This window comes from Amycolatopsis sp. (assembly GCF_036008905.1).
Taxonomy (GTDB): Bacteria; Actinomycetota; Actinomycetes; order Mycobacteriales; family Pseudonocardiaceae; genus Amycolatopsis.
Map to the genome: position 1 here is coordinate 23,518 of NZ_DASYMU010000117.1, position 25,525 is coordinate 49,042.

Sequence of the window (25,525 nt, forward strand, 5' to 3'; positions counted from 1 at the left end):
AAAACCCGACCCTGCAATTCGCGCCCAGTTATGGCGCGATCACACTCCGACCCGTTACCCTTGTTAACTAGCAGGCAACACCACAGACTCGGGTGCACCGACGGCCAAACCCCCGGACGCACCCACAATCCCCGCCGGACACCTCCCCCCTCGGTCCGGCGGAGCCGCGAGGGCGGTGGAGCGACCCCCAGGCTCCACCGCCCCGCGGCGTCTACTCGTCGCTTCGCTTCCTCGTAGCCGCGGCGGTTCCGCATCCGTTTGGGGGGCCGAGCCCCCCACGGTGCGTCACGCCCCTGCTGCCAGCCGCTCGTCTTCGATATCGATTGTGGGCGCGAGTGCAGTCTGTGCGCGGCTAAGTGCAATCCATGTACGTGTGAGTGCCGTCTGTGTGCGCGTGTCGGCGATCTGGGTACGCGTGTTTCCGTCTGCGGAGTCGTGTTTCCCGGCTGTGTAGGTGTGGCTCCCAGTTGTGTGTGGCGGGTGGGGGTGGGGTGGTTAGGGTTTGGGGTATGAGTGACGTGGCGGAGACGTTGTTTGAGCGGATCATCGCTCGTGAGATTCCGGCTGATGTGGTGTACGAGACCGAGACTGTGTTGGCGTTTCGGGATATCAATGCGCAGGCCAGGGTGCATGTTTTGGTGGTTCCGAAGACTCGGTATCGGAATGTCGCCGAGTTGGCTGCTGCGGATGCCGGGTTGTTGGGGGACGTGGTGTTGGCGGCTAAGGCTGTGGCGGAGATCGAGGGGATTTCCGAGAGCGGCTACCGGGTGGTGTTCAACACCGAGGGGGATGCCGGGCAGACGGTTTTTCATGTGCACGCGCATGTTTTGGGTGGGGAGCAGCTGGGGTTTTTCGGTCGCCATGGGGCCGGGGCGTAGCTGGCTGGGGAAACCTGACTGCGCGTGGGTTGGTCGGGCGACTAGCATCGGTGGGGTCAAAGTTCGAAACAGGCACGACGATTGCGCAGAAAGCAGGCCCGAGGGCACGTGGCCGGTACCGCACAGGGTGGAGCCGCCCGATCCGACGTCCCCAGGGACGTCCCACAGGCGGCAGTATCCAAATTCCCCATCCCCGAGGCCGCGACGCTTTCGCTGCTCGGCTCCCGTGACGAAAACCTCCGGGTCGTCGAGGACCTCCTCGTCGCCGACGTCCACGTCCGGGGCAACGAAGTCACCCTCACCGGCGTACCCGCCGACGTGGCCTTCGGCGAGCGCGTCTTCGCCGAACTCGTGACCCTGACCTCCCGCGGCCAGCAGATCGATCCCGACGCCGTGCGCCGCACCATCGGCATGCTTTCCGACGGCGGTTCCGATTCGCCCGCGGCAGTGCTCGGCCTGGACATCATCGCGCGCCGCGGCAAGAACATCCGGCCCAAGACGCTGAACCAGAAGCACTACGTCGACGCCATCGACAAACACACGATCGTGTTCGGTGTCGGCCCCGCCGGTACCGGCAAGACGTACCTCGCCATGGCGAAAGCCGTCCAGGCGCTGCAGGCCAAGCAGGTCACCCGGATCGTGCTGACGCGCCCGGCCGTCGAGGCCGGCGAGCGCCTCGGCTACCTGCCCGGCACGCTGAACGAGAAGATCGACCCGTACCTGCGCCCGCTGTACGACGCGCTGCACGACATGGTCGAGCCAGAGTCGATCCCGCGCCTCATGCAGGCCGGGACCATCGAGATCGCGCCGCTCGCCTACATGCGCGGCCGCACCCTGAATGACGCGTTCATCATCCTTGACGAGGCGCAGAACACCACGCCCGAGCAGATGAAGATGTTCCTCACGCGCCTCGGTTTCGGGTCGAAGGTCGTCGTCACCGGCGACATCACCCAGATCGACCTTCCCAACGGCCAGAAGAGTGGCCTGCGGGTCGTGCGCGACATCCTCGAAGGCGTCGAAGACCTGCACTTCTCGACGCTGACCAGCCAAGACGTGGTCCGCCACCGGCTCGTCGGCGACATCGTGGACGCCTACGAGAAGTGGCAGGCCTTCCAGGACGCGGAAGACCTCAAAAAAACTGGTAACGGCTGGAAAGGCGGACGACGTTGAGCATCGAAATTGCCAACGAGTCCGGAGTCGCGATCGACGAGACCACCATCGTGTCGGCTGCGCGTTTCGCACTGGACAAGATGGAGGTCAGCCCGCTCGCGGAGCTGTCGATCATGCTGGTCACCCTGGACGTGATGGAAGACCTGCACGAGCGCTGGATGGACCTCCCCGGTCCCACCGACGTGATGGCCTTCCCGATGGACGAGCTCGACTCGTCCCGGCGACCGGACGCGGCGGACCCGTCGCCCGCGCTGCTCGGTGACATCGTGCTCTGCCCGGCGTTCGCCAAGGACCAGGCCAAGACGGCCGGGCACGGGCTGCTCGACGAGCTGCACCTGCTCACCGTGCACGGCGTGCTCCACCTGCTCGGCTACGACCACGCCGAGCCCGCGGAAGAGCGCGAGATGTTCGGGCTGCAGAAGCGGATCCTCGGCGAGTACCAGGCGGCGGCCGCGGCTTTCGAACGTCGTGACGCGCAGCGTGACGCCGACGACAGGCTGCTCGGCACCGCGGGTCTCGACGCGCCTCCGGCGCCGGTCAAGACGGCCGACGATGTCGACTCCGTATAGGACGGACGCCCGTGGCTAGCTCAACGGCATTGCTGGTCTTCGCCGTCGCGCTGGTCCTGCTCGCCGGGGTTTTCGCGGCGGCGGACGCGGCCATCAGCACGGTTTCGCAGGCACGGGCCGAAGGTCTCGTCCGGCTCGGCCGCACGGGCGCGCGCCAGCTGGCCATGGTGGTCGCCGACCGCAGGCGCCACATCAACCTGTTGCTGTTGCTCAGGATGAGCTGCGAGCTGACGTCCACGGTACTGGTCACGGTCACCTTCCTGCGCTGGATCGAGCCGGTGGGCCTGGCGATGCTGGTCGCCGCGGTGAGCATGGTCGTGATCAGCTACGTCCTCATCGGGGTCGGGCCGCGCACGATCGGCCGTCAGCACCCGTACCGTGTCGGCCTGCTGGTCGCGGGCCCGGTGCGCGTGCTCGGCACGGTTCTCGGGCCGTTGTCCAAACTGCTGATCGTCATCGGTAACGCGATCACCCCCGGTAAGGGTTTCCGCGAAGGACCGTTCACCACCGAGGTCGAGCTGCGTGAGCTCGTCGACCTCGCGCAGGAACGCGGTGTCGTCGAGGACTCCGAGCGCGAGATGATCCACTCGGTCTTCGAACTGGGGGACACCGTCGCCCGCGAGGTGATGGTGCCGCGCACGGAGATCGTCTGGATCGAGCAGACCAAGACCGTGCGGCAAGCGCTTGCGCTGGCCCTGCGCACCGGGTTCACCCGGGTCCCGGTGATCGGCGAGTCGGTCGACGAGATCGTCGGTGTCGCCAATATCAAGGACCTGATGCCCGCGTACATGGCCGAAGGCGGCCCGAGCCGTCCGGTCCACGAACTGATGAACCCGGCGAGTTACGTGCCGGATTCGAAGCGGCTCGACGAACTGCTCAAGGAAATGCAGCTTTCGCACAACCACATGGCGATCGCGGTGGATGAGTACGGCGGCACCGCCGGCCTGCTGACCATCGAGGACGTCCTGGAGGAGATCGTCGGCGAGATCACCGACGAGTCCGACACCGACGAACGTCCCCCGATCGAGTATCTCGACGACCGTTCCGTGCGGGTTTCGGCCCGGCTCGGGGTCGACGACCTGGGCGAGCTGTTCGGCCTGGAACTCGAAGAGTACGACGTCGAGACCGTGGGCGGCCTGCTCGCGCAGCGCCTCGGTAGGGTTCCGCTGCCCGGCGCGGAGGCCGAGGTCGCGGGGCTGCGCCTGCACGCGGAAGGCGGCAAGGACCGTCGCGGCCGGATGCGGATCACCACGGTGGTCGTGCACGCCTGCGACGACAGGATCGCCGGGCGCCGGGTGCGCGTGGCCGGCGCCGAAGAAGACGATGACCGCGACAGGAGCGTCGAACATGCTTGAACTCGATCCGGAAGACCAGAAGCTGGTGACGCTGGCGCGGTCGGCGAGGGCCCGGATCCAGGCCGAAGAAGGCGCCGCGGTGCGTGACACTGACGGCCGCACCTACGCGGCGGGTACCGTGAACCAGCCGTCGTTCCAGCTCACCGCCGTGCAGGCGGCGATCGCCGCGGCGCTGTCCAGCGGAGCCGAGGGCATCGAGGCCGCCGTGGTGGTCAGTGGAGAACCCATGCTGAAAGAGGCATCAGTGCACGCAGTGCGAGACCTCGCCGAAAAGGCGCCCATCTACCGTGCGGACCCTTCGGGCGCAGTACAAGAGGTACTTCAGTGAAGCCCGTCTCCGACGGTCACCGCTCCGGGTTCGCCTGCTTCGTCGGGCGTCCCAACGCCGGCAAGTCGACGCTGACCAACGCGCTGGTCGGCACCAAGATCGCGATCACCTCCAGCAAGCCGCAGACCACCCGGCACGCGATCCGCGGCATCGTCCACCGTGACGACGCGCAGCTGATCCTCGTCGACACCCCGGGCCTGCACCGCCCGCGCACGCTGCTGGGCCAGCGGCTCAACGACGTCGTGCACTCGACGTGGTCCGAAGTGGACATCGTCGGGTTCTGCGTGCCCGCCAACGAAAAGATCGGCCCCGGGGACAGGTTCATCGCCGCGGAGCTCGCCAAGATCGCGAAGCGCACCCCGGTGATCGGCATCGTCACCAAGACCGACCTGGTGAAGCCCGAGCAGATCGCCGAGCAGCTCATGGCGCTGCAGAAGGTGATGGAGTTCGCCGAGCTGATCCCGGTGTCCGCTGTGGACGGTTTCCAGGTCGAGTCGCTCAAAGATCTTCTGGTGAGCAAGCTCCCGGAGGGCCCGCAGCTCTACCCGGACGGCGACCTGACCGACGAGCCCGAGCAGACGCTGGTCGGTGAGCTGATCCGCGAGGCCGCGCTCGAAGGCGTCCGCGACGAACTGCCGCACTCCATCGCCGTGACCATCGAAGAGATGATCCCGCGCGAAGGCCGCGACGACCTGCTCGACATCCACGCTTTCCTTTACGTGGAAAGGCCGAGCCAGAAGGGCATCATCCTCGGGCACAAGGGTGAGCGGCTCAAGCAGGTCGGCACCGAGGCTCGCAAGCACATCGAAGCGCTGCTCGGCACCAGGGTGCATCTCGACCTGCACATCAAGGTGGCGAAGGAATGGCAGCGTGACCCGAAACAGTTGAGAAGGCTCGGATTCTGAGATGACCGATCAGTTCCCGCAGTATCCCGAGAGCTCCGGCCAGCAGCCGTACGGGCAGCAACCGCCCTATGGCCAGCAGCCGCCTTACGGTCAGCCGGGTTACGGTCAGCCGGGTTACGGCGGTCAGCCGTACTACGGCGGCATGCCCAACTACGGTCCTCCGCCGGACAACAACCTGGTGTGGGCGATCCTGTCGACGGTTATGTGCTGCCTGCCGCTGGGTATTGTCGCGATCGTGAAGGCCAACCAGGTCCAGACGCTCTGGTTCCAGGGACGGCAGGCGGAGGCACAGAAGGCCGCCGACGACGCGAAGAAGTGGTCCATCTGGTCCGCCATCGCGGTCGGCATCATCATCCTGCTGTACATCGCCTTCATCCTGATCATGATCTTCGTCGTCGGTGCGAACGCCGGTGGCTTCACATCGAGGAACTAGGTCGTGTCCACCACCACCGTCTACACCGGACTGCCCGCTCGCGGTTTCAAAGCGCGGCTGCGGGCGGTGGCCCCGCCGCTCGCCATCGTGGCGGCGGCGGGCGCCGGATGTGTGGGGATCTGGCTGGGCGACCCGACCACGCCGGGCGGGCCGCTGCCGTTGTGCCCGACGAAGGCGTTGCTCGGTATCGATTGCCCGGGCTGCGGCGGACTTCGGATGGTCTACAGCCTGCTGCACGGTGATCTTCCCGCGGCACTGCACTACAACGCGGTTTCGCTGGTGTTCCTGCTGTTGTTCGGGTGGAGCACGGTCGCCTGGGCGCTCGGCAGGCTCCGGGGCCGTTGGATCGACAGCTGGTTGCACTGGCGCTGGACACCGCTGGCGTTCGCGGTGGTCTTCGCCGTGTGGTTCGTGATCCGGAACCTGCCGTTCGCGCCCTTCACCGGATTGGCCGTTTGACGCGGAACCAAGAGGCCACCCCGGACGTCGGAGTCGACGCTGGGCAGGCCTTTTTTCGTTGTGCCTCCTGGTGACCGGAAGGTCGGCCGGACCGGGTACGCTCCCGCGCACCGGCTTGTCCATGACGGTGTGATGTGACATGAATTCAGCAGGGGGGACACACCCGATGACCAATCCTTACGGCCAGCAACCGGGCTACGGCCAGGACCCTGGCCAGCAGCCTTTCGGGCAGCCGCAGCAGGGCTACGGCACCCCTTCGGGCGGGGTACCCGCGCCCCCGTACGGCCAGCCGCAGTCCGGCGCGAACCCGGTGCCCTACGGCCAGCCCGGCGCTCCGGCTCCCTATGGCCAGCAGGCGCCGTTCGGCCAGCCCGCCCCCTACGGGCAGCAGGCTCCTTACGGACAAGCGCCGTACGGCCAGCAGCCCTACGGCGCGCCCGGTGGCGGTTTCGGCGGTCCCGGTGGCGACATCAACGCGATCCCGGACTACAAGACCTGGGCCATCATTTCGATCTTCTTCGGCGGCATCTTCGGGATCATCGCGATCTTCAAGTCCAACGAGGTCGGCCAATACAAGATGCAGGGCAACTACCCGGCGGCCGAGCAGGCGTCCCGCACCACCAAGACGCTGTGCCTGATCGGCAACATCCTCGGTGGCATCGGCTGTTTCTTCGTCTTGGTCTCGATCATCATTTCGGCCACCGCGTAGCGGGGATTTCTGTGCCGGGTGGCACACGAACGAGTGGGGAAACTCTTTCATGACCAATCCTTACGACCAGCAGCCGCCGTTCGGGCAGCAACCGCAGTCGGGCCCGCAGCCCCTGCCGCAGTCCGGCCAGCAGCCGGTTCAGGGCTACGGGCCGCCGTCCGCGCCGTACGGCCAGCCCGCCCCTTACGGCCAGCCGGCTCCCTACGGCCAAGCGCCGTACGGCCAGCCCTACGGCGGCCCCGGTGGTTATGGCGGCAGCCCGCAGGGTGACATCAACGCGATCCCGGACTACAAGGGCTGGGCGATCGTCTCGCTCTTCCTGGGTGGGCTGATCCTCGGCATCTTCGCGATCATGAAGTCGAACGAGGTCGGCCAGTTCAAGATGCAGGGCAACTACGCGGGGGCGGAGCAGGCGTCGAGGACGACCAAGACGCTCTGCCTGGTCTCGACGATCCTCGGCGGCATCGGCTGTGTGGTCCTCATCGTCGCGATCATTGTCGCGATCGTGGCCGCCGCCTCGGTCACCACCTGCTACGGCAGCTACTGCTGAAACCGGGTCGCCGCGCTCGAATGTCGTCCGGTAGTGGGACGATGTACGAGTGGTGAACCTCTATCGCGACACCGGTGTGGTGCTGCGGACGCACAAGCTCGGCGAAGCCGACAGGATCATCACCCTGATCACGCGACGGCACGGCAAGGTCCGTGCCGTCGCCAAGGGCGTCCGCCGCACCTCTTCGCGGTTCGGCGCGCGTCTCGAGCCGTTCGGCCATGTCGACGTGCAGTTCTACTCGGGGCGCACACTCGACGTCATCACACAGGTGGAGACGGTGGACGCGTTCGCGTCGCCGCTCGTCGCCGACTACCAGCGTTACACCGCGGCCAGTGCCATCGCGGAGACGGCCGACAGGCTCTCCGCCGAGGAAGGCGAGCCGTCACTGCGGCTCTATCTGCTGGTCGTGGGCGCGCTGCGGGCGCTGGCGGACGGTCAGCGTGACGCTTCGCTGGTCCTCGACGCCTTCTTGCTGCGGGCGATGGCCTTCGCGGGCTGGGCGCCCGCCATCTACGAATGCGCCCGGTGCGGACTGCCGGGCCCCCACAACGCTTTCAACGTCTCCGCGGGCGGCTCGATGTGCCAGAACTGCCGCGCGCCCGGCTCCGTGCACCCCGCGCCCGAGGTGCTGGCGCTGCTCGGCGCGCTGCTCCACGGCGAGTGGGACGTCGCCGAGTCTTCGCTCCAGGGCTCGCGCCGTGACGCGAGCGGCCTGGTCGCCGCGCATCTGCAATGGCATCTGGAACGCCAGCTCCGGTCGCTGCCGCTCGTGGAGAGGCGCGCCCGGGAAGCCACCCTTCCAGGGCAGTAGGGTCGGGCGTGTCGCGCACGGCTAAGTAGGAGGTTTCGGTGCTACGCAGGGGACGCGAGAACAAGGCGTCGGCGATCGAACTGCGGGCGCCCGAACCGCACCCGTCCGGGGCCAAGCCACCGGAGATCCCGAAGGAACTGGTGCCCAACCACGTCGCACTGGTGATGGACGGCAACGGCCGCTGGGCCAACCAGCGTGGCCTGCCTCGCATCGAGGGTCACAAGCGGGGTGAAGCCGTCATGATCGACGTCGCCGCCGGCGCGGTGGAGATCGGCGTCAAGTGGCTCTCGGTCTACGCGTTCTCGACGGAGAACTGGAAGCGCAGCCCCGAAGAGGTCCGCTTCCTGATGGGCTTCAACCGCGACACCATCCGCCGCCAGGTCGACTACCTCGGCTCGATCGGCGTGCGCATCCGCTGGGCAGGCCGCCGTCCGAAGCTCTGGGCGAGCGTCATCAAGGAACTGCAGATCGCCGAAGAGAAGACCAAGCACAACACCGCGCTCAACATGACGATGTGCGTCAACTACGGCGGCCGCGCCGAACTCGGCGACGCCGTCCAGAAGATCGCGAAACTCGTCGCCGAGGGCAAGATCAACCCCGACAAGGTCGACGAGCGCACCATCGCCAAGTACCTGTACCAGCCCGAGATGCCGGACGTGGACCTGTTCCTGCGGCCGTCGGGCGAGCAGCGGTCGTCGAACTTCATGCTGTGGCAGTCGGCCTACGCGGAGTACGTCTTCCAGGACACGCTGTTCCCAGACTTCGACCGGACCCATTTGTGGCGCGCCTGCCTGGACTTCGCCAAGCGGGACCGGCGGTTCGGGGCCGCTGTGGACGCTGCCGCTGCTACTTCTTCTAAGGGGACGTCGTGACTGCCGAGGCCGCTGCCACCGCTTCGTTGTTGACGCTGGCCCGGGAATCGCTGGAGCGGTTCCTCGAGGTGCAGGTCGACGATGACGGGGCGTTGAAGTTCCGGCATGCGGACGTGCCGTGTGTGATCCAGGCTTCTCAGCTTGCCGAGGGCTTGACGGTGCTGAGCATGACTTGTGTCGTGGCTTGGGATCTGCCGAAGGACGAGTCGCTGGCCGCTTCGGCGGCCGAGCGGGCCGGGCAGGGACTGTTCGGGACGCTGGGCGTGATCTACACCGAGCAGGGGATGGACGTGACGCTCCGGTACGCGTTCCCGGCCGAGGGGATGGATCCGGCTCCCTTGGGGACTCTCCTCATGCTCGTCGTCTCCACGGCTTCCCAGCTGCGGACAGAGCTTTTCGGTGCCGTGCCTGGAGAATCCTCACCTTCCGAGTAGCACCGCGCCGCGAGATGTCGACATCACGTGATCTCTTGGTAGCTAAGAGATCGCCATCTGTCGACAGCTGGCGATCCATTCAGGGGTGCTTGGGCCGGGGGAAAGTGTCGACGTTTTTCCCGGGGTGGCAGTATCTGACTGGTGGTAATGATTTCCGATAAAACGCGGTCGGGATGGCGCCGGGCGCGGGTCACCTCGATCGAGGTGCTGTGCGCGGTGCTGCTGATCGCGATCCTCGGGCAGAGCTGGCTGCAGCAGCTGTTCGACGTCCCGGCGCTGCGCACGGGGTCGACGGTGTTCGTCGCGGTGTGCGTGCAGGCGCTGCCGTTTCTGGTGCTCGGGGTGCTGATCAGCGGGGCGATCGCCGCGTTCGTGCCGGCCAGGGTGTTGCAGAAGGTGCTGCCCAAGCGCGAGAGCGCGGCGGTGGGGGTCGCGGGGCTTGCCGGTGTCGCGTTGCCGGGGTGCGAGTGTGCGTCGGTGCCGGTCGCCCGGCGGCTGATGGGGCAGGGGGTCGCGCCGGCGGCGGCGTTGACGTTTCTGCTGGCCGCGCCAGCGGTGAATCCGGTGGTACTCGTGGCGACGGCGGTGGCGTTTCCCGGCAAGCCCGAGATGGTGTTCGCGCGGTTCGCGGGATCGTTGGCCACGGCGATGGTGATGGGCTGGCTCTGGGCCCGGTTCGGCAAGCTCAGCTGGATCACCGAGCGGGCGCTGGCGCGGATGCCGGACGTCGAGAGCGGCAAGCGCTGGAAGACGTTCGTCGAGACGGCGCGCACGGACCTGGTCGAGGCCGGTGGCTTCCTGGTGCTCGGCGCGCTGATCTCGTCGGCGATGAACGTGCTCGTCCCGGCCCACTGGTTCGGCTTCCTCGGTGACCAGATCGTGCTCGGCGTGCTGGTCATGGCCGTGCTCGCGGTGGTACTCGCGCTGTGCAGCGAGGCTGACGCGTTCGTCGCGGCATCGCTTTCGGCGTTGCCGCTGCTGCCGAAGCTGGTCTTCCTGGTCGTCGGCCCGGCGATCGACATCAAGCTGTTCGCGCTGCAGGCGGGCACGTTCGGGAAGTCGTTCGCGCTGCGGTTCGCGCCGGTGACCTTCGTCGTGGCGATCACCTGTGGTGTGCTGTCCGGTGTGCTCCTGCTCGGAGGCGTCCAGTGAAGCGTGAGACCCAGAACATCCTGCTGCTCCTGCTCGGCGGCGCGCTGTTGAAGATCGCCCTCAACGGCGACTACCTGCGCTACGTCAAGCCGTCGCAGCAGCCGTGGATGATCGCGGGTGGCGCGGTGATGATCGGCCTCGGCGCGCTCGCCATCATCGGTGACCTCTTGGCGTCCCGACGTGCCGCCGAGCCCGTCGCCGGTCATGAGCACCACCATCCGGCGCGCTCGGCGTGGCTGCTGATGGTGCCGGTGCTGGCCGTCTTCCTCGTCGCGCCGCCCGCGCTGGGCGCCGACTCGGTGACCCGTACGGAAGCCAGGGCACCGCTCTCTGCCACCGCGACGGACGCCGCGGCCTTCCCGCCGCTTCCGGCCGAAGACGTTGTCCCGCTGAGGATGTCGGACTTCGTGAGCCGCGCGGGCTGGGACGGCAACGGCACCCTGAACGGCCGCACGATCGCGCTGTCGGGTTTCGTGGTGCAGTCCGACGAGGGCACGCTGCTCGCGCGGATGGTGATCAGCTGCTGCGCGGCGGACGCCTATCCCGTGACGGTCAAGCTCACCGGGGACGCGGCCCATGCTTACAAGAGCGACGCGTGGATCGAGGTCACCGGCACGGTCGTGCCCGGCACCGCGACGAAGGCGAACAGCTACACGCCCGATTTCACCGTGGCGACCATCCGGCCTGTCTTAACCCCTCAGGATCCCTACGAGTACTAGTGCTTGTCGCAGGTGCCGACGATTTCCACGGTGTGGCTGATGTCCGAAAAGCCGTTGGCCGAGGCGATCTTGTCCGCCCACCGTTCCACGGCCGGGCCCTCGACCTCGACGGTGTACCCGCACACGCGGCACACGAGGTGGTGGTGATGGTGTAAGGAGCAGCGCCGGTAGATGGCCTCGCCCGAGCCCGTCCGCAGGACGTCGATCTCGCCGGCGTCGGAAAGCGACTGCAGCGTGCGGTACACCGTCGTCAGGCCGATGCCGTCGCCGCGCTTGCGCAGCTCGTCGTGCAGTTCCTGGGCCGAGCGGAAGTCGTCGATCTCGTTGAGCAACTCGACGACGGCGGATCGCTGTTTGGTGGACCGGCGGCCGGGAACCGGTGCGGTGCTGCGGGTCTCTGCGGAGCTCATCGTCACTTCCCCTCCTGGGCATGCGCCACCGCGTCGATCACGATGTGCGCCAGGTGATCATCCACTAGCCGGTAGACGACCTCGCGCCCCCGTCGGTCGCCCTGGACGACGCCCGCCGTCTTGAGAACCCGGAGATGCTGGCTGATCAAGGGCTGGGCGACCTCGAGCGCGGCGACGAGCTCGTGGACGCACCTGTCGGCGTCGCGCAGCTGCAGGACGATCGCGATCCGCACCGGCGCGGCCAGAGCTCGCAGGAGATCTCCCGCGTCGACGAGGACCTTCGCCGGGTAGGCGGCAGGGGACGCCGCTGCCGCCTCTTCGGGCGATCCTGCCGAGGCCGTGCTCGAACTCACCGTCGCCATCTCGCGCTCCAGCCTACCTCGACATGATTTTCAGAGTCATCGTCAACAACGCCCACCGCCCATCCTAGTGTTCCCGCAGTTCGACACGGGTGCCCACGGTTTACCGCCCGGACTTCCGTTGCTCCATTTGGGTGAGTTAGGCTCTAATTCCGTTTTCGTCTGCCCAACTCGCCGTGAACAGTGCAAGGTAATCTCGGAGGGTTGCCTGGAGCAGAGCCTGAGGGAGACATGACCCGGTCCTTGACGAAGTTAGCCCTGGTCGGGGCCGTTTGCGCGCTGCTGGCGACGCCCGGCGTCGCCACCGCGCAGAACGTCGCGGAGGTCGACGAGCAGACGGGCCCGGTTTCGTTCGCGAACGGCGCCTCGATCCTCATCGACGCCGGCAAGGTCGTCACCGAAACCCAGCGGTCGCCGCTGCGGGCGGGTCAGTCGAGGCTTTCCCAGGACAGGACGAGCGTGCCGAAGTCCGGTGACCAGGGCGAGCTCAACGCCATGGGGCCCAACTTCGTCGTGCAGCTCGGGCGCTTCTCCGGCCAGAGCCCGTTCCCGGCCGGGGTGAAGAGCCAGGACCACGAAGTCATCGCCGCGTTGCAGGACACCAACGTCCCCACGGCGTCGGCCACGGCCAACTACACGCTGCTCGACAACAGCCGCGGGCGGGCCACCCCGAGCGACAACTCGCTCTTCGCCTTCCAGAACGCCAAGTCCAGCGTCGACTGCTCCACCACCAAAGCCGTCAAGTCGACGACGACGGCGGACAAGTTGTGGGTCCGAGACGCCGAGGACAAGCTCGTCCAGGTCGGCGTCCCGGCGGGCACGGACAAGGTCGAGGTCGGCGGGATCAAGGCCGGCGCGCCGATGAAGATCGACAACGTGGACCTGTCCAAGACCACCGCGAAGCTGACCATCAGCCGCGTGACGCAGTTCGACCAGCTGATCCGGCAGAGCGTCTGGCGCGGCGGGGACATCACCACGGTCGGCGGCTGGCAGGCCGAGATCGACACGCATGTCATCCGCACCGACGGTTCGTTCGCGGACGTCCACACCAAGGTCGTGCTCGGCGGCGTGAGCTGCTCGCTGCCGAAGAGCTTCGCGAAACTGACCCCCGGCACGCCGTCCACGCAGGCCACGCCGACCGTCCCGACGAACGTTCCCGCCGGTGGCGTGCCCGTCGCGGCCGAAGCCGCGGGCGTCTCGAACGGCTCGGCACTCGGGTTCGCCCTGTTCGGCGGCGGTCTCGTACTGGCCTTGGCCGCGGTGCTGACGCTCCGGGGGCGCAAGCCCGGCGCGGACCACCGCGAGTAGGGCCGTGACCGCGCAGCCGCTGCCCGCCCGGCGGAAATGGCTGGCCTCGGTGCTCGGGGTGCTGGCCGTCGCCGCGATGGTCGCCGGGGTGCTGGTGCTGACCCCGCAGAGCAGCGGCTCGCCGGCCGCGCAACCGCCGGCGGTGCCGACGGTGATCGAGCAGGGCGAGGCCGAGCCTGCGCCCGGTGTCGAGGTCGACGCGCAGCCGGGTCCCGTCCAGGCACTCGGCACGGTCCAGCTGCCCGGCGGCGGCACGGCCCGGTTGGTGCGCAAGGAAATCACCGCGAACGCCGTCCTCCCGATCCCGCGAGGTCTCGGCGACGCCGCGTATTGGGGCGCGAAGCTCGGCGCCCGAAACGGTGTCGCGCTGGTGTCCGGGCACGTCAACTGGGGCGGCAAAAAGGGTCCCTTCGACGAGCTCTGGTTGATGCGGCCCGGGCAGGACGTCAGCATCATGGACTCCGCGGGCGGGCGCTGGATCTACCGCGTGACCGACGCCGTCACGCTGCACAAGGACACCCTCCCCGCCCAGGCGCCGCGGCTGTTCGGTCAGGACGGCCCGCACCGGCTGGTGCTGGTCACCTGCGGTGGCGACTACCTCGGCGGTACCGACGGTTACCGCGACAACCGCGTCATCACCGCGACGCTGCTCGTCCGTCCCTGAAAAGCTCCTGAAACTCGGTGCAACCGGCTTGGTCCGCCGGCGCGTGTCTAGCCGTGCCGGTCGGTGTTCGGCCCGGTTGCACACGAGCGAGGAGCATGAGTTGATCGAGGATCAGGTCGTAGAGGCCAAGCCGCGACGTTCCCCCTTTCGGTGGATTTTGGCCGGCGCCGCGGTGTTCGTGGTGGCCGCGCTCGTCCTCGTACTGACGGTGTTCAGCGGCGACGACCAGCAGACCGCGCTGGCCGGTTCCCCCGCGAGCGGGCAGGCCGGGCAGTCGCAGGAGTCGAACGCCGACGCTCCGGCGGAACCCGCGTCGGCGCAGCCCACCACTGTCTGGCTCCCGGGCGGCGGGACGGCGAAGCTGATCCACGCCGACGTCAAGGACGACGGCTCGCTGCCGATCCCGCAGGGGCTCGACGAAGCCACCTGGTGGGGCGCCAAAGTCGGTGCGGCGCAGGGCGCGGTGCTGCTGTCCGGGCACGTGAACTGGAAGGGCAGCAAGGGCCCGTTCGACGAACTGTGGCGGCTGAAAGCGGGCCAGGACGTCGAGGTCGCCGACACCGCGGGCGGGCGCTGGGTTTACCGCGTCGACGAGGTCGTCACGGTGCACAAGGACAACCTGGCCGCGCAGTCGGACAAGCTGTTCAGTCAGGAAGGCCCGCACCGGCTGGTGCTCGTGACCTGTGGCGGGGAGTACGTCGGTGGCACGGAAGGCTATGAGGACAACAGGATCGCGACGGCTTCGCTGGTCTCCCGGCCCTGAGTCACCACTGCCCGAAAGAGTGCGGGGGCGTGCGGATAGTCTTAGAGCTTCCCGTCCCATATCCGTACCCGCATGCTTCGGAGCGTGGAGTGCCCGCTAAAACCATTGAGACCGTTGTCAGCCTTTGCAAGCGCCGTGGCTTCGTCTTCCCGTCCGGGGAGATCTACGGCGGTACCCGGTCGGCGTGGGATTACGGACCTCTCGGCGTCGAGCTCAAGGACAACATCAAGCGTCAGTGGTGGAAAACCATGGTGCAGGGCCGAGACGACGTCGTCGGCCTCGACTCCTCGGTGATCCTCCCGCGCCAGGTGTGGGTCGCGTCCGGTCACGTGAACGTCTTCACCGACCCGCTCGTCGAGTGCCTTTCGTGCCACAAGCGGTTCCGTGCCGACCAGCTGGCCGAGGAGTTCTCCGAGCGCAGTGGCAAGCAGGTCAACGAGGACGACCTGTCCGAGGTGCCGTGCCCCAACTGCGGTAACCGCGGCCAGTTCACCAAACCGCGTGACTTCAACATGATGCTGAAGACCCACCTCGGCCCGGTCGAGACGGAGGAAGGGCTGCACTACCTGCGCCCGGAGACCGCGCAGGGCATCTTCGTCAACTTCCTGAACGTGCAGACGACGTCGCGGAAGAAGCCGCCCTTCGGCATCGGCCAGATCGGCAAGTCGTTCCGGAACGAGATCACCCCGGGAAACTTCATCTTCCGGACGCGCGAGTTCGAGCAGATGGAGATGGAGTTCTTCGTCGAGCCGGGCGAAGACGAGACCTGGCACCAGTACTGGATCGACACGCGGACAGAGTGGTACAAGGACCTCGGCATCAACCCCGAGAACCTGCGCCATTTCGAGCACCCGAAGGAAAAGCTCTCGCATTACGCGAAGCGGACCGTCGACATCGAGTACCGGTTCGACTTCAACGCCGGTCAGGAATGGGGCGAGCTCGAGGGCATCGCCAACCGGACCGACTTCGACCTGACCACGCACTCGAACCACTCGGGCGTGGACCTGTCGTACTTCGACCAGGCTTCCGGCCAGCGCTACCGGCCGTTCGTCATCGAGCCCGCAGCCGGTGTCGGCCGGTCGATGATGGCGTTCCTGGTCGACGCGTACAAGGAGTACGAGATCCCCAACGCCAAGGGCGGCACCGACAAGCGGGTCGTGCTGGAGCTGGATTACCGGCTCTCGCCGTACAAGGTCGCGGTGCTTCCCTTGTCCCGCAACGCGGACCTGACGCCGAAGGCCCGTGAGGTCGCCGCGATGGTGCGCAAGCACTGGAACACCGACTTCGACGACGCCGGCTCCATCGGCAAGCGCTACCGGCGTCAAGAGGAAATCGGCACGCCGTTCTGCGTCACGGTGGACTTCGACTCGCTCGACGACCACGCGGTGACCGTGCGCGAGCGCGACACCATGGCTCAGGAGCGCGTCGCCATCGACAAGCTCGAGTCGTACCTGGCCGCCCGCCTGATCGGCTGCTGACCCGAGCTCCAAAGTGGCATGAACGGACCTTTCATCTCAAAAATCGAGATGAAAGGTCCGTTCATTTCAGTGTGTCGGCCCCACCCCTGACGGATGTCATGCCCAGGTCGTGACGCCCGGCCCGTGAGCGGAGCCCCTCGCGGCGGCACGCTCAGGGCATGGAGAAAACACAGGGCCAAGTCGCCGCGGGGGCGGCCGTACACCTCATTGGCCTGCACAAGCGATACGGCGACGTCCGCGCGGTCGACGGCGTTGACCTGACCATCGCGCCCGGCGAGATCGTCGCGCTGCTCGGCCCCAACGGCGCCGGCAAGTCCACCACCGTCGACATGATCCTCGGGCTGACCACGCCCGATCAGGGTGACGTGACCGTTTTCGGGTCCACGCCCGAAAAAGCTGTCGCCCACGGCGCCATCGGCGCGATGCTGCAGGGCGGGTCGCTGCTCGACGACGCGACCGTCGGCGAGATGGTCACCGTGGTGGCTTCGCTGCACCGCAAGCCGATGCCGGTCGCCGACGCGCTGCGCCGCGCCGGGATCGAGGACCTCGCCGGCAGGCGCCCCAACAAGCTTTCCGGCGGCCAGCGGCAGCGGGTGCGTTTCGTTGTCGCGCTCGTGAGCGATCCCGATCTTCTGGTACTCGACGAACCGACCGCCGCCATGGATGTGGGAACCAGGCGGGAGTTCTGGAAGTCCATGTACGAGTACACGGCTTCCGGCCGTACGGTGCTCTTCGCGACCCACTATCTCGAAGAGGCCGAGGAATTCGCCGATCGGGTGATCTTGATGCGCGCCGGGAGGATCGTGGCCGACGGTTCGGTCGCCGAGGTCCGTGCGCTCGCAGGGGGGCGCACGATTCGCGCGGTCGTACCGGGTGCCACCGAGCCGGTGATCGCGGCCCTGCCCGCGGTCACCGGCCTCGACCTCCGCGACGGCCGCGTCGCCGTCTCCAGCAGTGATTCCGACGTGACGCTGCGCGCGCTGCTGACCCGCTGCCCCGGCGCCCACGACATCGAGATCACTTCGATCGGCCTCGAAGGCGCGTTCCTTTCCCTTACCTCCGACGAGAACGTGAGCGTCCGATGAGCACCACTTATGTCCGCATGGAGATCTTCCGGACGTTCCGCAACACCCGGTTCGTGCTGTTCGCCATCGCCTTCCCCGTGCTGCTTTTTCTGTTGCAGGCCACGGTTTTCGTCAACACCGACGCGCCGGGCCACGCTCAGGTGGCCGCGGTGCTGATGGTCAACATGATGGCTTTCGGCACGATTTCCGGGGCCATGTCCGTCGGGGGCAGGCTGGCCTTCGAACGGGCCGCGGGCTGGCAGCGGCAACTCCGGCTGACGCCGTTGTCGGGGCCGGGTTACCTGACGGGCAAAGCGATCTCCGGCATGCTGGTGACCTTGCCGCCGCTCCTGCTGGTCCCGCTGGTCGCGGTCCTGTTCGAGGGCGTAAGCATCGACGCCGGGGGCTGGCTCCACATCGTGCTCGGCATCTGGCTCGGCGCCATCCCGTTCGTGCTGCTGGGCCTGCTGCTCGGGCAGTTCGGCACGGCCGACTCCATGCAGCCGGTCAACATGGTGGTGACGATGGGCATGGGCTTCCTCGGTGGCCTGTGGATCCCGATCGAGTCGATGCCCGGCTGGCTGCACACCGTGTCGCAGGCGATGCCGAGCTACTGGCTCATCCAGATCGCACGGCCGGTCGTCACCAGCGAGCTGACGACCGGGTTCGGCACCGCGGCGGGCGTGCTGGCGATCTTCGGTCTGGTGTTCGGGGTCGCGATGATCCGGCGCTACCGTAAAGACAGCGCGCGAGTCTGAGGGGAGGAACGACCGTGACCGGGCAAGGGGAGAAGCTGAGCGCCGGGCTCGGCACCAAGGCGAACTGGTGGGCCGAGCTGCCCGCCGACATCGCCGAAACGTCCGGTCCCGGGAGTCGCCCGATCGGCTGGGTGGTCCTCATGACCGGCTTTCTCCTGCCCCTGATCCTTCCGGCCTCGAACCAGTTGCTGACCGCCGGAAAACCGCTCTGGTGGGTGATCCTGGGGTTCGCCCTGCTGCTCGTCTACAGCCTGTTTTATCTGTTCTTCCCCGTTTTCGTGCGCCGCAGCCGCCGGACGAACTTCGCTGCCTGCATCAGCATGGTCGTGGTGGGCCTGGCCCTGTTCTTCTTCTACGGGAACAGCCCGTACGTGGTCATCTACGCCACCGGCATGATGGTGTTCGCGCTGCCCGCGGCCTGGTCGCTGCTCCTCAGCGGCGCGACGCTGCTGGTCGTCGCCGTCGAGCTGATGTCGACAGGGAAATTCGCCGACTCCGCTGGTGATCTGATCACGGTCGTTTCGGTGACGTTCACGCTGTTCATGATGTCCAGGCTGGTTTTCGCCGTCCGGGCGCTGCAGCAGGCGAACCGGCGGATCGCGACGTTGGCCGTCGCGGCCGAGCGCGAGCGCATGGCCAGGGATCTGCACGACATCCTCGGCCACAGTCTCACGACCATCACCGTGAAGGCGGGGCTGGCCCGGCGCGTGCTCGAAAGCTCGGGAGACGTCGAGCGCGCGATCATCGAAATCCGCGACGTCGAAACGCTCACCCGCAGTGTGCTGTCCGACGTCCGCACGACCGTGTCGGAGAACCGGGAAGTGTCGTTGTCCACCGAGCTCGTGGGCGCGCGGGTCGCGCTCCAGGCCGCCGGGATCGAGGCCGAGTTGCCGTCCGCTGTCGACAACCCGCGGCCCGAGCTGCAGCGCACCTTCGGTTACGTGCTGCGCGAGGCGGTCACCAATGTGCTCCGGCATTCCGGTGCGCGGCGGGTGAAAGTGCGGCTGGGGGACACCTGGATGGAGATCGAAGACGACGGCACCGGCGCGGCGGCCGGGCCGGGCAATGGGTTGCGGGGACTGGAAGAACGGCTCACCCAGGTCGGTGGCACGATCCACGCGGCGCCGCGGGCACAGGGCGGTTTCCTGGTGAGGGCGGAATCGGCATGATCAAGGTGTTGCTCGCCGACGACCAGGCGATGGTCCGTGGCGCACTGGCCACGGTCCTCGGTCTCGAAGCCGATATCGACGTCGTCGCGCAGGTCGGGTCGGGGGACGAGGTGCTGGCGGCCGCGCGCCGGCACCTGCCGGACGTCGCGCTGCTGGACGTCCAGATGCCCGGCAAGGACGGGCTGGAAGCCGCCGCCGAACTGCACCGCGCGATGCCCGCGTGCCGGATCATCATCTGCACCACCTTCGGCAGGCCTGGCTACCTTTCGCGGGCGATGGCCGCCGGTGCCGCCGGGTTCGTGGTGAAGGACGCCCCGCCCGAGCAGCTCGTCGACGCCGTCCGTCGAGTCCACAATGGACTGAGGGTGGTCGACCCGGCGCTCGCCGCGGAATCACTCGCGAACGGCGCCAGTCCGCTCACCGCGAGAGAACACGATGTGCTGAAAGCGGCGAAGGACGGCAGTACGGTCGCCGACGTCGCCCGCACCCGTGCCGAAGCCGTTCGCCTGGTGGAAGACCGTGGCTGGTTGTAAGCGTGTCCCCTGCGGCCGTTCGGCGTACCGGCTCTGGGATGATGGCCCGGTGAGCACGCCAGCGAAAACCAAGCCGGGTCTCGGCGGCTGGGTGCGCCGGACCGTGTTCGGCACCCTGCTCATCATCGTGGTCGTACTGGGCGGGACGGCTTTCCGGGTCTGGCAGGACGCCAGGTCCGACGTCCGCACGCCCGCCGACGTCATCGTGGTGCTCGGCGCCGCGCAGTACAATGGCACGCCGTCGAAGATCTTCGAAGCCCGCCTCGCGAAGGCCAAGGAGCTGTACAAGGAGGGCGTCGCGAAGACGATCATCACCTCCGGTGGCAAGAAGACGAAGGACAACTACACCGAAGCCGCCGCCGGCGCGCAGTGGCTGCGGCGCGAGGGGGTGCCCGCGGCGAACACCATCGCCGTCGGCACGGGTAACGACACCCTGCGCAGCCTGCGCGCGGTCTCCGACGAGGTGCACAAACGTGGCTGGCACACCGCCGTCCTGGTCAGCGACCCGTGGCATTCGCTGCGCGCGACGATGATGGCCGAGGACGCCGGGCTGGAGGCGTGGCCTTCGCCGGTCCACCGCGGGCCGATCGTGCAGACCCGCGAGACCCAGTTCCGCTACATCTTCCGCGAGACCGGCGCGCTGCTCTTCTACCAGCTCACGAAGACGCCCGCCGACGACTTCGGCGGCACCGACGTCGGCTAGCGGGTTCTCCACCTGCTGAAACGGCTGAATGTCGGTTCCGGCGAATAAGCTGACCGGGTGAACGCCTATTCCGCGCACGACAAGGCCCGCCGGCTCGACGAGCCGGAGAAGGGCTCTGTGCTGCCCGGGTCGCGCTCGGACGGCCGGAGCCCGTTCTCCCGCGACCGCGCGCGGGTCCTGCACTCGGCCGCGCTGCGGCGGCTCGCGGGCAAGACCCAGGTGGTCGGGCCGGGGGAGGGCGCCGAGGTCACGGGGGTGCCGCGCACCCGGCTGACGCACTCGCTCGAAGTGGCGCAGATCGGCCGCGGGATCGCCGAGGAACTGGGCGCGGACCCGGATCTCGTCGACACCGCCGGGCTCGCGCACGACATCGGGCATCCGCCGTTCGGGCACAACGGGGAGCTCGCGCTCGACCAGGTTTCCCAGTCCTGCGGCGGGTTCGAGGGCAACGCGCAGACGTTGCGGATCCTGACCCGGCTGGAACCGAAGGTCCTGACGAGTGGCGGTGACGTCGTCGGGCTCAATCTCACGAGGGCCTGCCTGGACGCGACGGCGAAGTACCCGTGGCCGCGCGAACCGGGGCAGGTCAAGTACGGCGTCTACGACGACGACATCGAGGTCTTCCGCTGGATCCGCGAGGGCGCGCCCGGGCGGCGGGCGTCGCTGGAAGCGCAGATCATGGACTGGGCCGACGACGTCGCGTACTCGGTGCACGACGTCGAGGACGGGGTGCTCGCCGGGCGGATCTCACTGCACGTGCTGGCCGATCCCGAGGAGCGCGCCGCCATCGCCGAGGCCGCGGCGAAGCACTTTTCCGGGCAGTCCGTGTCGACGCTGGAAGGTGCGGCGAAGGAGCTGCTCGACCTGCCCGTGGTCGCCGCGCTGGCCGAGCCGGGTCACGACACGTCGTTGGCCGCGCAGGTCGCGCTCAAGCGTCTGACCAGCGAACTCGTCGGCCGGTTCGCCTCCGCGGCGGTCACCGGCACCCGCGCCGCGTATGGAGACGGGCCGCTCACCCGGTACTCGGCCGAACTGGCCGTGCCCGAGCAGGTCGCCGCCGAGGTCGCGCTGCTCAAGGCACTCGCGGTGCGGTACGTCATGAGCGACAGGCGGCGCCTGGCCATGCAGGACGGCCAGCGCGAGATGGTCGCCGAGCTCGTCGCGGCACTGACCCGGCGGGCGCCGGAATCCCTCGACCCGATCTTCCTGCCCGCGTGGCACTCGGCGTCCGACGACCCGGCCCGGCTGCGGGTGGTGATCGACCAGGTCGCGTCGCTCACCGACGCCCAAGCCCACTCGTGGCACTCCTGGCACACCGGCCGCCACAACTAGTTCCCGCCATCTGTCGACAGACGGCGATAGTTGCGGACGCGGGGTATCACGTTATGTCGACATCTCGCGGGGAATCCCGGGGCGCCATCTGTCGACAGGTGGTGATCGTTGGTGGGCCGGGACGGCTTTGCCTGGCCCGTCCATGTCCCGGGGCGGAACACGGTACGGTCGCGGGGTGGCCGCCCTGGAGAAGTCGAAAAGGCAGCACCTCGAGCTCTGCCTGACCTTGCACAGAGCCGTCGCTTCCGGCGGTGGGAATTCGTGCTTTTCGCCTTATTCCGTCGCCAGCGCGCTCGGGCTCGTCAGCCGCGCGGCGCGGGGCAAAGCGGCCGACGAGCTGATCAGCCTGCTCGCCGGGTCCGACGACGAGCTCACCCGCCAGGCCGAACTGCTGCTCGGCGCGTCGACGTTGCGGGAGGACCGTGGCCGCGAGAAGCCGGTGCTCGCCGTGTCGAACACGCTCTGGGCTTGGGATCAGCTGCCGCTCAACGACGAATTCCAGGACGAGCTGGCAGGCTGGCCAGGGGGCCGCGTCAAGTCCGCGCCCTTCGTCAGTGATCCCGAACAGGCGCGGCAGGTCATCAACGCCGACGTCGCGGAGATCACCCGGAACCTGATTCCCGAGCTGCTCGAGCCGGGCACGATCGCGCCGGACGCCGTCGCCTCGCTGGTCAACGCGTTGTACCTCAAGGCTGGGTGGATCCATCCGTTCCCCGAGGATCGCACCGAGCGCGAGGACTTCCATTCCACGGGCGGCACCCGGCGGGCGCTCACCATGCGCCAGTCCGAGATCTTCCCGTACGCCGCGCGCGACGGCTGGCAGGTCGTCGTGCTGCCCGGCGCGGGCGGGACCGAGGCCGTCATCCTGCTTCCCGGCGGCGACCTCGCCGAAGCCGAAGCCGGGCTTGACGCCGCGACCCTCGCCCGGCTGCTCCAGGAGCCGCATCGCACGCAGGTCCACCTGTCGATGCCGAAGTTCGACGTGGACGTCCGGAGCCTGCTCACCGAAAGGCTGCGGGAGCTCGGCGTCTCCGAGATCTTCTCGCCCGACGCCGATTTCACCCCGCTCACCCCGGATCCCAGGCTGTGCGTCCAGGACGTCGTGCACCAGGCGGTACTGCGCGTCGGCGAGCAGGGGTTCGAGGGCGCGGCGGCCACCGCGGTCACCTTCCGCGCGGTGTCGATGATCATCGCCGAGCCGGTGACCGTCGAGGTCAACCGGCCTTTCCTGCTGCTCGTGCGCCACGCCGAAACCGGTGTGGTCTACTTTTTTTCCCGCATCGTCGATCCGTGAGGAACCCAAGTGAGGGCGACCCTTCCAGTGACCAGCGTGGTTGAGCCGGCGTGAGCCTTCACGAAACCGAGGCCGCCCCGGAGGCGGAAATTCCCGAGCCCGAATCCGAGCTACCGACCAAGCGTTCTTGGACGTCCGCCGACAGCTGGATCGTCCTCGGCTACGTCCTGTTCGCGTTCGTCCTGTTCAACGGGCTGTGGCTGAACCTGAGCCAGGGCTACCTGTGGAACAGCGCGTCGGACCAGAACATGTGGGAGTGGTTCTTCGCCGTCACCGCGGACAACGTGCTGCATCTGCGCAACCCGCTGATCAGCGACTTCCAGAACTACCCGCTCGGCGTGAACATGATGTCGAACACGGCGATGCTCGGGCTGAGCATCCCGTTGACACCGGTGACGCTGACCTTCGGGCCGACGGTGACCTGGGCGATCGCGCTGACCGGCGGTATCGCCGGGACGGCGGCGGCTTGGTACTACGTGCTTTCGCGGCACCTGGTGCGGTCGCGGGTCGCGGCGGCCATCGGCGGGGCGTTCTGCGGTTTCGCGCCGTCGATCATCTCGCACGCCAACGCGCATCCGAACTTCGTCGCGTGGTTCCTGATGCCCTTCATCGCGCTGAAGGTCATCCGGCTTTCCCAGGGAGTCCGGCCGGTCCGTAACGGCGTGTTCCTCGGGCTCATGCTGGCGTACCAGATCTTCCTGGGCGAAGAGCCGCTGTTCATCGGCGCGCTGACGTTCATCGTGTTCGGGCTCGTCTACGTCCTGGCGCGTCCGCGCGAAGTGCCCTCGATGCTCCGCCCGCTGGGCATCGGCGTCGGTATCGCCGCGTTGATCTCGCTGGCGCTGGTCGCGTTTCCCCTGTGGTGGCAGTTCTTCGGCCCGCAGAGCTACCAGACGATCGAGCACGGCCCGGTCGGCAACGACACCGCCGCCTTCACCCGGTTCGCGACGCAGTCCATCGCCGGGGACGCCAAGGCCGCCGCCGACGTCTCGATGAACCGGACCGAGGAGAACGCGTTCTTCGGCTGGCCGCTGATCGTGCTGATGGTCGTGGTGACCATCTGGCTGTGGCGCGACATCGTGGCCAGGGCGATGGCGATCGCGATGTTCGCGATGGCCTGGTTTTCCACCGGGCAGTACCTCATCGTCGCGCACGACAAGACCGACATCCCGGGGCCGTGGCTGTGGTTGCACGAGCTGCCGCTGTTCGATTCCGTGCTGGAGTCGAGATACGCGATGGGCTCGGTGTTCCTGATCGGCGCGCTGCTCGCGCTGGCGACCGATCGCGTGTTCACCGCCGCCGCTTCACCGGACGGCCCGCAGCTGCCCGTGCGGCTGATGTGGGTGGGCGCCGTGGTCGCCGTACTGTTGCCCATCGCCCCGACGCAGCTGGTCGTCAAGGACAGGCCACGCACGCCGATGTTCTTCACCGACGGCACCTGGCGTCAGTACGTCGGCGTGAACGGGACCCTGGTCACCGTGCCGCTGCCCAGCGGGTCGAACTCCGAGCCGCTGCACTGGCAGATCGACGCGGACCTCGGTTTCAAGATGCCCGAGGGCTACTTCATCGGCCCGAACAGCGAGACGGACCGGCGTGGCCGCTACGGCGCCATCCAGCGGCCGACGTCGATCCTGCTCGACAACGTCAAGGAATCCGGGATCACGCCGGAGATCACCGACGTCGAGCGCGCGCAGGCCGTCGAGGATCTGCGGTACTGGAACGCCGACGTCGTCGTGTTGCCGCCGCGGACGAACGAAGCCGCGCTTCGGTCCACTGTGGACCTTCTGCTCAACGTGCCCAGCGAGCTCGTCGGCGGCGTCTGGGTGTGGGACGTCCAGCCCCTCACCCCGTGAGGACCTCGCCGGCGAGTCGCCGCAGGTAGCCGGAGAACCGCTCGCAGTCTTCGGCGGGCCAGTGCTCGACCAGCCGGTCGAAAGCCTGGTGCTGGAAGGCGATCGCGCTCGCCAGGTACCGCTGGGCTTCCTCGGTGAGGGAGAGCGCGGCGCGCCGGGCGTCGCGCTCCGACGTCTCGCGCAGGACGTAACCGTCACCGGCGGCCTCGGTGATCATCCGGCTGGCCACCGACCGGTCGAGCCCCAGCTGGCGGGCGACGTCGGCGACGGTCACTTCGTCGCTGGAGCCGGACGCGCTGTGGATCGCCTGGATCACGTACAGGTTCTGGACCGTCCATGTCTCCGGCGCTTCGGCGTCGAGCCGCTGGACGACGTCCGGCGCCCATTGCCGTGACCAGAAACGGACCAGCCGGAACATCGCGGGCCCGGCTCCGTCGTCAACATCCATGGTGGTGATCCTAGGGCTTGATACGTGCATATCGCACGTTATAAT

The 25,525-nt window shown here is 67.9% G+C and carries 30 protein-coding genes; 27 read left to right on the forward strand and 3 right to left on the reverse strand.

Annotation, left to right across the window (positions count from 1 at the left end; translation table 11 throughout):
* Positions 1–509 precede the first annotated feature (509 nt).
* The 15 genes from VGP60_RS21320 to VGP60_RS21390 all read left to right on the forward strand — a co-directional run bounded on the left by VGP60_RS21320 (position 510) and on the right by VGP60_RS21390 (position 11,344).
* Positions 510–878: a histidine triad nucleotide-binding protein gene (locus VGP60_RS21320; RefSeq protein WP_327549808.1), complete on the forward strand. Its 369-nt coding sequence runs from the start codon at positions 510–512 to the stop codon at positions 876–878.
* A 108-nt stretch (positions 879–986) separates the two neighbouring features.
* Positions 987–2,048, forward strand: a complete 1,062-nt coding sequence (locus VGP60_RS21325; RefSeq protein WP_327549809.1) for a PhoH family protein — start codon at positions 987–989, stop codon at positions 2,046–2,048.
* Positions 2,045–2,617, forward strand: a complete 573-nt coding sequence (gene ybeY, locus VGP60_RS21330) for an rRNA maturation RNase YbeY (RefSeq protein WP_327549810.1) — start codon at positions 2,045–2,047, stop codon at positions 2,615–2,617. The genes VGP60_RS21325 and ybeY overlap by 4 nt, the downstream gene beginning before the upstream one ends.
* A gap of 11 nt (positions 2,618–2,628) precedes the next feature.
* Positions 2,629–3,972: a hemolysin family protein gene (locus VGP60_RS21335; protein WP_327549811.1), complete on the forward strand. Its 1,344-nt coding sequence runs from the start codon at positions 2,629–2,631 to the stop codon at positions 3,970–3,972.
* Complete coding sequence (locus VGP60_RS21340) at positions 3,965–4,300, forward strand: cytidine deaminase (protein WP_327549812.1); 336 nt, start codon at positions 3,965–3,967, stop codon at positions 4,298–4,300. The genes VGP60_RS21335 and VGP60_RS21340 overlap by 8 nt, the downstream gene beginning before the upstream one ends.
* Positions 4,297–5,205, forward strand: a complete 909-nt coding sequence (gene era, locus VGP60_RS21345; protein WP_327549813.1) for a GTPase Era — start codon at positions 4,297–4,299, stop codon at positions 5,203–5,205. Before VGP60_RS21340 ends, era begins: the two co-directional genes overlap by 4 nt.
* Before the next feature lies 1 nt (position 5,206).
* Entirely contained in the window at positions 5,207–5,638 is a 432-nt protein-coding gene (locus tag VGP60_RS21350) for a CD225/dispanin family protein (protein WP_414640387.1), read from the forward strand.
* Between the two features lie 3 nt (positions 5,639–5,641).
* Complete coding sequence (locus VGP60_RS21355; RefSeq protein ID WP_327549814.1) at positions 5,642–6,097, forward strand: DUF2752 domain-containing protein; 456 nt, start codon at positions 5,642–5,644, stop codon at positions 6,095–6,097.
* A gap of 166 nt (positions 6,098–6,263) precedes the next feature.
* The gene (locus VGP60_RS21360; RefSeq protein ID WP_327549815.1) at positions 6,264–6,806 is read left to right on the forward strand and encodes a CD225/dispanin family protein; all 543 of its coding nucleotides are present in this window, start codon (positions 6,264–6,266) and stop codon (positions 6,804–6,806) included.
* Between the two features lie 49 nt (positions 6,807–6,855).
* A complete protein-coding gene (locus VGP60_RS21365; RefSeq protein ID WP_327549816.1) occupies positions 6,856–7,356 on the forward strand; it encodes a CD225/dispanin family protein in 501 nt (166 codons plus the stop codon).
* A 49-nt stretch (positions 7,357–7,405) separates the two neighbouring features.
* A complete protein-coding gene (recO, locus tag VGP60_RS21370) occupies positions 7,406–8,167 on the forward strand; it encodes a DNA repair protein RecO (protein ID WP_327549817.1) in 762 nt (253 codons plus the stop codon).
* A gap of 38 nt (positions 8,168–8,205) precedes the next feature.
* Positions 8,206–9,039, forward strand: coding sequence for an isoprenyl transferase (locus tag VGP60_RS21375; protein WP_327549818.1), 834 nt, complete (start codon positions 8,206–8,208; stop codon positions 9,037–9,039).
* Positions 9,036–9,473 carry a hypothetical protein gene (locus VGP60_RS21380; RefSeq protein ID WP_327549819.1) on the forward strand — a complete coding sequence of 146 codons (438 nt, stop codon included), beginning with the start codon at positions 9,036–9,038 and terminating at the stop codon, positions 9,471–9,473. The genes VGP60_RS21375 and VGP60_RS21380 overlap by 4 nt, the downstream gene beginning before the upstream one ends.
* A 147-nt stretch (positions 9,474–9,620) precedes the next feature.
* The gene (locus VGP60_RS21385) at positions 9,621–10,625 is read left to right on the forward strand and encodes a permease (protein WP_327549820.1); all 1,005 of its coding nucleotides are present in this window, start codon (positions 9,621–9,623) and stop codon (positions 10,623–10,625) included.
* Positions 10,622–11,344: a TIGR03943 family putative permease subunit gene (locus VGP60_RS21390; protein WP_327549821.1), complete on the forward strand. Its 723-nt coding sequence runs from the start codon at positions 10,622–10,624 to the stop codon at positions 11,342–11,344. The genes VGP60_RS21385 and VGP60_RS21390 overlap by 4 nt, the downstream gene beginning before the upstream one ends.
* Here VGP60_RS21390 and VGP60_RS21395 read toward each other — a convergent pair.
* Positions 11,341–11,754, reverse strand: coding sequence for a Fur family transcriptional regulator (locus VGP60_RS21395; protein ID WP_327549822.1), 414 nt, complete (start codon positions 11,752–11,754; stop codon positions 11,341–11,343). The two genes, VGP60_RS21390 and VGP60_RS21395, sit on opposite strands and share 4 nt — an antisense overlap.
* A gap of 2 nt (positions 11,755–11,756) precedes the next feature.
* A complete protein-coding gene (locus VGP60_RS21400) occupies positions 11,757–12,116 on the reverse strand; it encodes a metalloregulator ArsR/SmtB family transcription factor (protein WP_327549823.1) in 360 nt (119 codons plus the stop codon).
* A gap of 240 nt (positions 12,117–12,356) precedes the next feature.
* Between VGP60_RS21400 and VGP60_RS21405 the strand changes: the two genes are divergently transcribed.
* The 12 genes from VGP60_RS21405 (at position 12,357) to VGP60_RS21460 (ending at position 25,032) form a co-directional block, all read left to right on the forward strand.
* Complete coding sequence (locus VGP60_RS21405; RefSeq protein ID WP_327549824.1) at positions 12,357–13,421, forward strand: hypothetical protein; 1,065 nt, start codon at positions 12,357–12,359, stop codon at positions 13,419–13,421.
* Between the two features lie 76 nt (positions 13,422–13,497).
* Positions 13,498–14,085 (forward strand): class F sortase, encoded by a 588-nt coding sequence (locus VGP60_RS21410; protein WP_327549843.1) that lies wholly within the window; start codon positions 13,498–13,500, stop codon positions 14,083–14,085.
* A 103-nt stretch (positions 14,086–14,188) separates the two neighbouring features.
* Entirely contained in the window at positions 14,189–14,848 is a 660-nt protein-coding gene (locus tag VGP60_RS21415; RefSeq protein WP_414640388.1) for a class F sortase, read from the forward strand.
* An 89-nt stretch (positions 14,849–14,937) separates the two neighbouring features.
* A complete protein-coding gene (locus VGP60_RS21420; protein ID WP_327549826.1) occupies positions 14,938–16,326 on the forward strand; it encodes a glycine--tRNA ligase in 1,389 nt (462 codons plus the stop codon).
* Between the two features lie 158 nt (positions 16,327–16,484).
* On the forward strand, positions 16,485–17,411 hold the full coding sequence (locus VGP60_RS21425) for an ABC transporter ATP-binding protein (RefSeq protein ID WP_327549827.1): 927 nt from the start codon (positions 16,485–16,487) through the stop codon (positions 17,409–17,411).
* On the forward strand, positions 17,408–18,148 hold the full coding sequence (locus tag VGP60_RS21430) for an ABC transporter permease (RefSeq protein ID WP_327549828.1): 741 nt from the start codon (positions 17,408–17,410) through the stop codon (positions 18,146–18,148). The genes VGP60_RS21425 and VGP60_RS21430 overlap by 4 nt, the downstream gene beginning before the upstream one ends.
* A 14-nt stretch (positions 18,149–18,162) precedes the next feature.
* A complete protein-coding gene (locus VGP60_RS21435) occupies positions 18,163–19,317 on the forward strand; it encodes a sensor histidine kinase (protein ID WP_327549829.1) in 1,155 nt (384 codons plus the stop codon).
* Positions 19,314–19,850 (forward strand): response regulator transcription factor, encoded by a 537-nt coding sequence (locus tag VGP60_RS21440; RefSeq protein WP_327549830.1) that lies wholly within the window; start codon positions 19,314–19,316, stop codon positions 19,848–19,850. The genes VGP60_RS21435 and VGP60_RS21440 overlap by 4 nt, the downstream gene beginning before the upstream one ends.
* Positions 19,851–19,899: 49 nt before the next feature.
* Positions 19,900–20,553, forward strand: coding sequence for a YdcF family protein (locus VGP60_RS21445; protein ID WP_327549831.1), 654 nt, complete (start codon positions 19,900–19,902; stop codon positions 20,551–20,553).
* Between the two features lie 57 nt (positions 20,554–20,610).
* Entirely contained in the window at positions 20,611–21,885 is a 1,275-nt protein-coding gene (locus VGP60_RS21450; RefSeq protein WP_327549832.1) for a deoxyguanosinetriphosphate triphosphohydrolase, read from the forward strand.
* A gap of 184 nt (positions 21,886–22,069) precedes the next feature.
* Complete coding sequence (locus tag VGP60_RS21455; protein ID WP_327549844.1) at positions 22,070–23,179, forward strand: serpin family protein; 1,110 nt, start codon at positions 22,070–22,072, stop codon at positions 23,177–23,179.
* A gap of 248 nt (positions 23,180–23,427) precedes the next feature.
* On the forward strand, positions 23,428–25,032 hold the full coding sequence (locus VGP60_RS21460; RefSeq protein WP_327549845.1) for a glycosyl transferase: 1,605 nt from the start codon (positions 23,428–23,430) through the stop codon (positions 25,030–25,032).
* Here VGP60_RS21460 and VGP60_RS21465 read toward each other — a convergent pair.
* On the reverse strand, positions 25,022–25,480 hold the full coding sequence (locus VGP60_RS21465) for a MarR family winged helix-turn-helix transcriptional regulator (RefSeq protein ID WP_327549833.1): 459 nt from the start codon (positions 25,478–25,480) through the stop codon (positions 25,022–25,024). The genes VGP60_RS21460 and VGP60_RS21465 overlap by 11 nt on opposite strands.
* Between the last annotated feature and the right edge of the window lie 45 nt (positions 25,481–25,525).

Coding starts and splice junctions, on each gene's coding strand:
- VGP60_RS21440 (WP_327549830.1), top strand. CDS start 19,314: ATGATCAAGGTGTTGCTCGCCGACGACCAGGCGATGGTCCGTGGCGCA.
- VGP60_RS21320 (WP_327549808.1), top strand. CDS start 510: ATGAGTGACGTGGCGGAGACGTTGTTTGAGCGGATCATCGCTCGTGAG.
- VGP60_RS21460 (WP_327549845.1), top strand. CDS start 23,428: ATGTGGGAGTGGTTCTTCGCCGTCACCGCGGACAACGTGCTGCATCTG.
- VGP60_RS21395 (WP_327549822.1), bottom strand. CDS start 11,754: ATGAGCTCCGCAGAGACCCGCAGCACCGCACCGGTTCCCGGCCGCCGG.
- VGP60_RS21410 (WP_327549843.1), top strand. CDS start 13,498: ATGGTCGCCGGGGTGCTGGTGCTGACCCCGCAGAGCAGCGGCTCGCCG.
- VGP60_RS21365 (WP_327549816.1), top strand. CDS start 6,856: ATGACCAATCCTTACGACCAGCAGCCGCCGTTCGGGCAGCAACCGCAG.
- VGP60_RS21350 (WP_414640387.1), top strand. CDS start 5,207: ATGACCGATCAGTTCCCGCAGTATCCCGAGAGCTCCGGCCAGCAGCCG.
- VGP60_RS21400 (WP_327549823.1), bottom strand. CDS start 12,116: ATGGCGACGGTGAGTTCGAGCACGGCCTCGGCAGGATCGCCCGAAGAG.
- VGP60_RS21425 (WP_327549827.1), top strand. CDS start 16,485: ATGGAGAAAACACAGGGCCAAGTCGCCGCGGGGGCGGCCGTACACCTC.
- VGP60_RS21465 (WP_327549833.1), bottom strand. CDS start 25,480: ATGGATGTTGACGACGGAGCCGGGCCCGCGATGTTCCGGCTGGTCCGT.
- VGP60_RS21430 (WP_327549828.1), top strand. CDS start 17,408: ATGAGCACCACTTATGTCCGCATGGAGATCTTCCGGACGTTCCGCAAC.
- VGP60_RS21360 (WP_327549815.1), top strand. CDS start 6,264: ATGACCAATCCTTACGGCCAGCAACCGGGCTACGGCCAGGACCCTGGC.
- VGP60_RS21340 (WP_327549812.1), top strand. CDS start 3,965: ATGCTTGAACTCGATCCGGAAGACCAGAAGCTGGTGACGCTGGCGCGG.
- VGP60_RS21385 (WP_327549820.1), top strand. CDS start 9,621: ATGATTTCCGATAAAACGCGGTCGGGATGGCGCCGGGCGCGGGTCACC.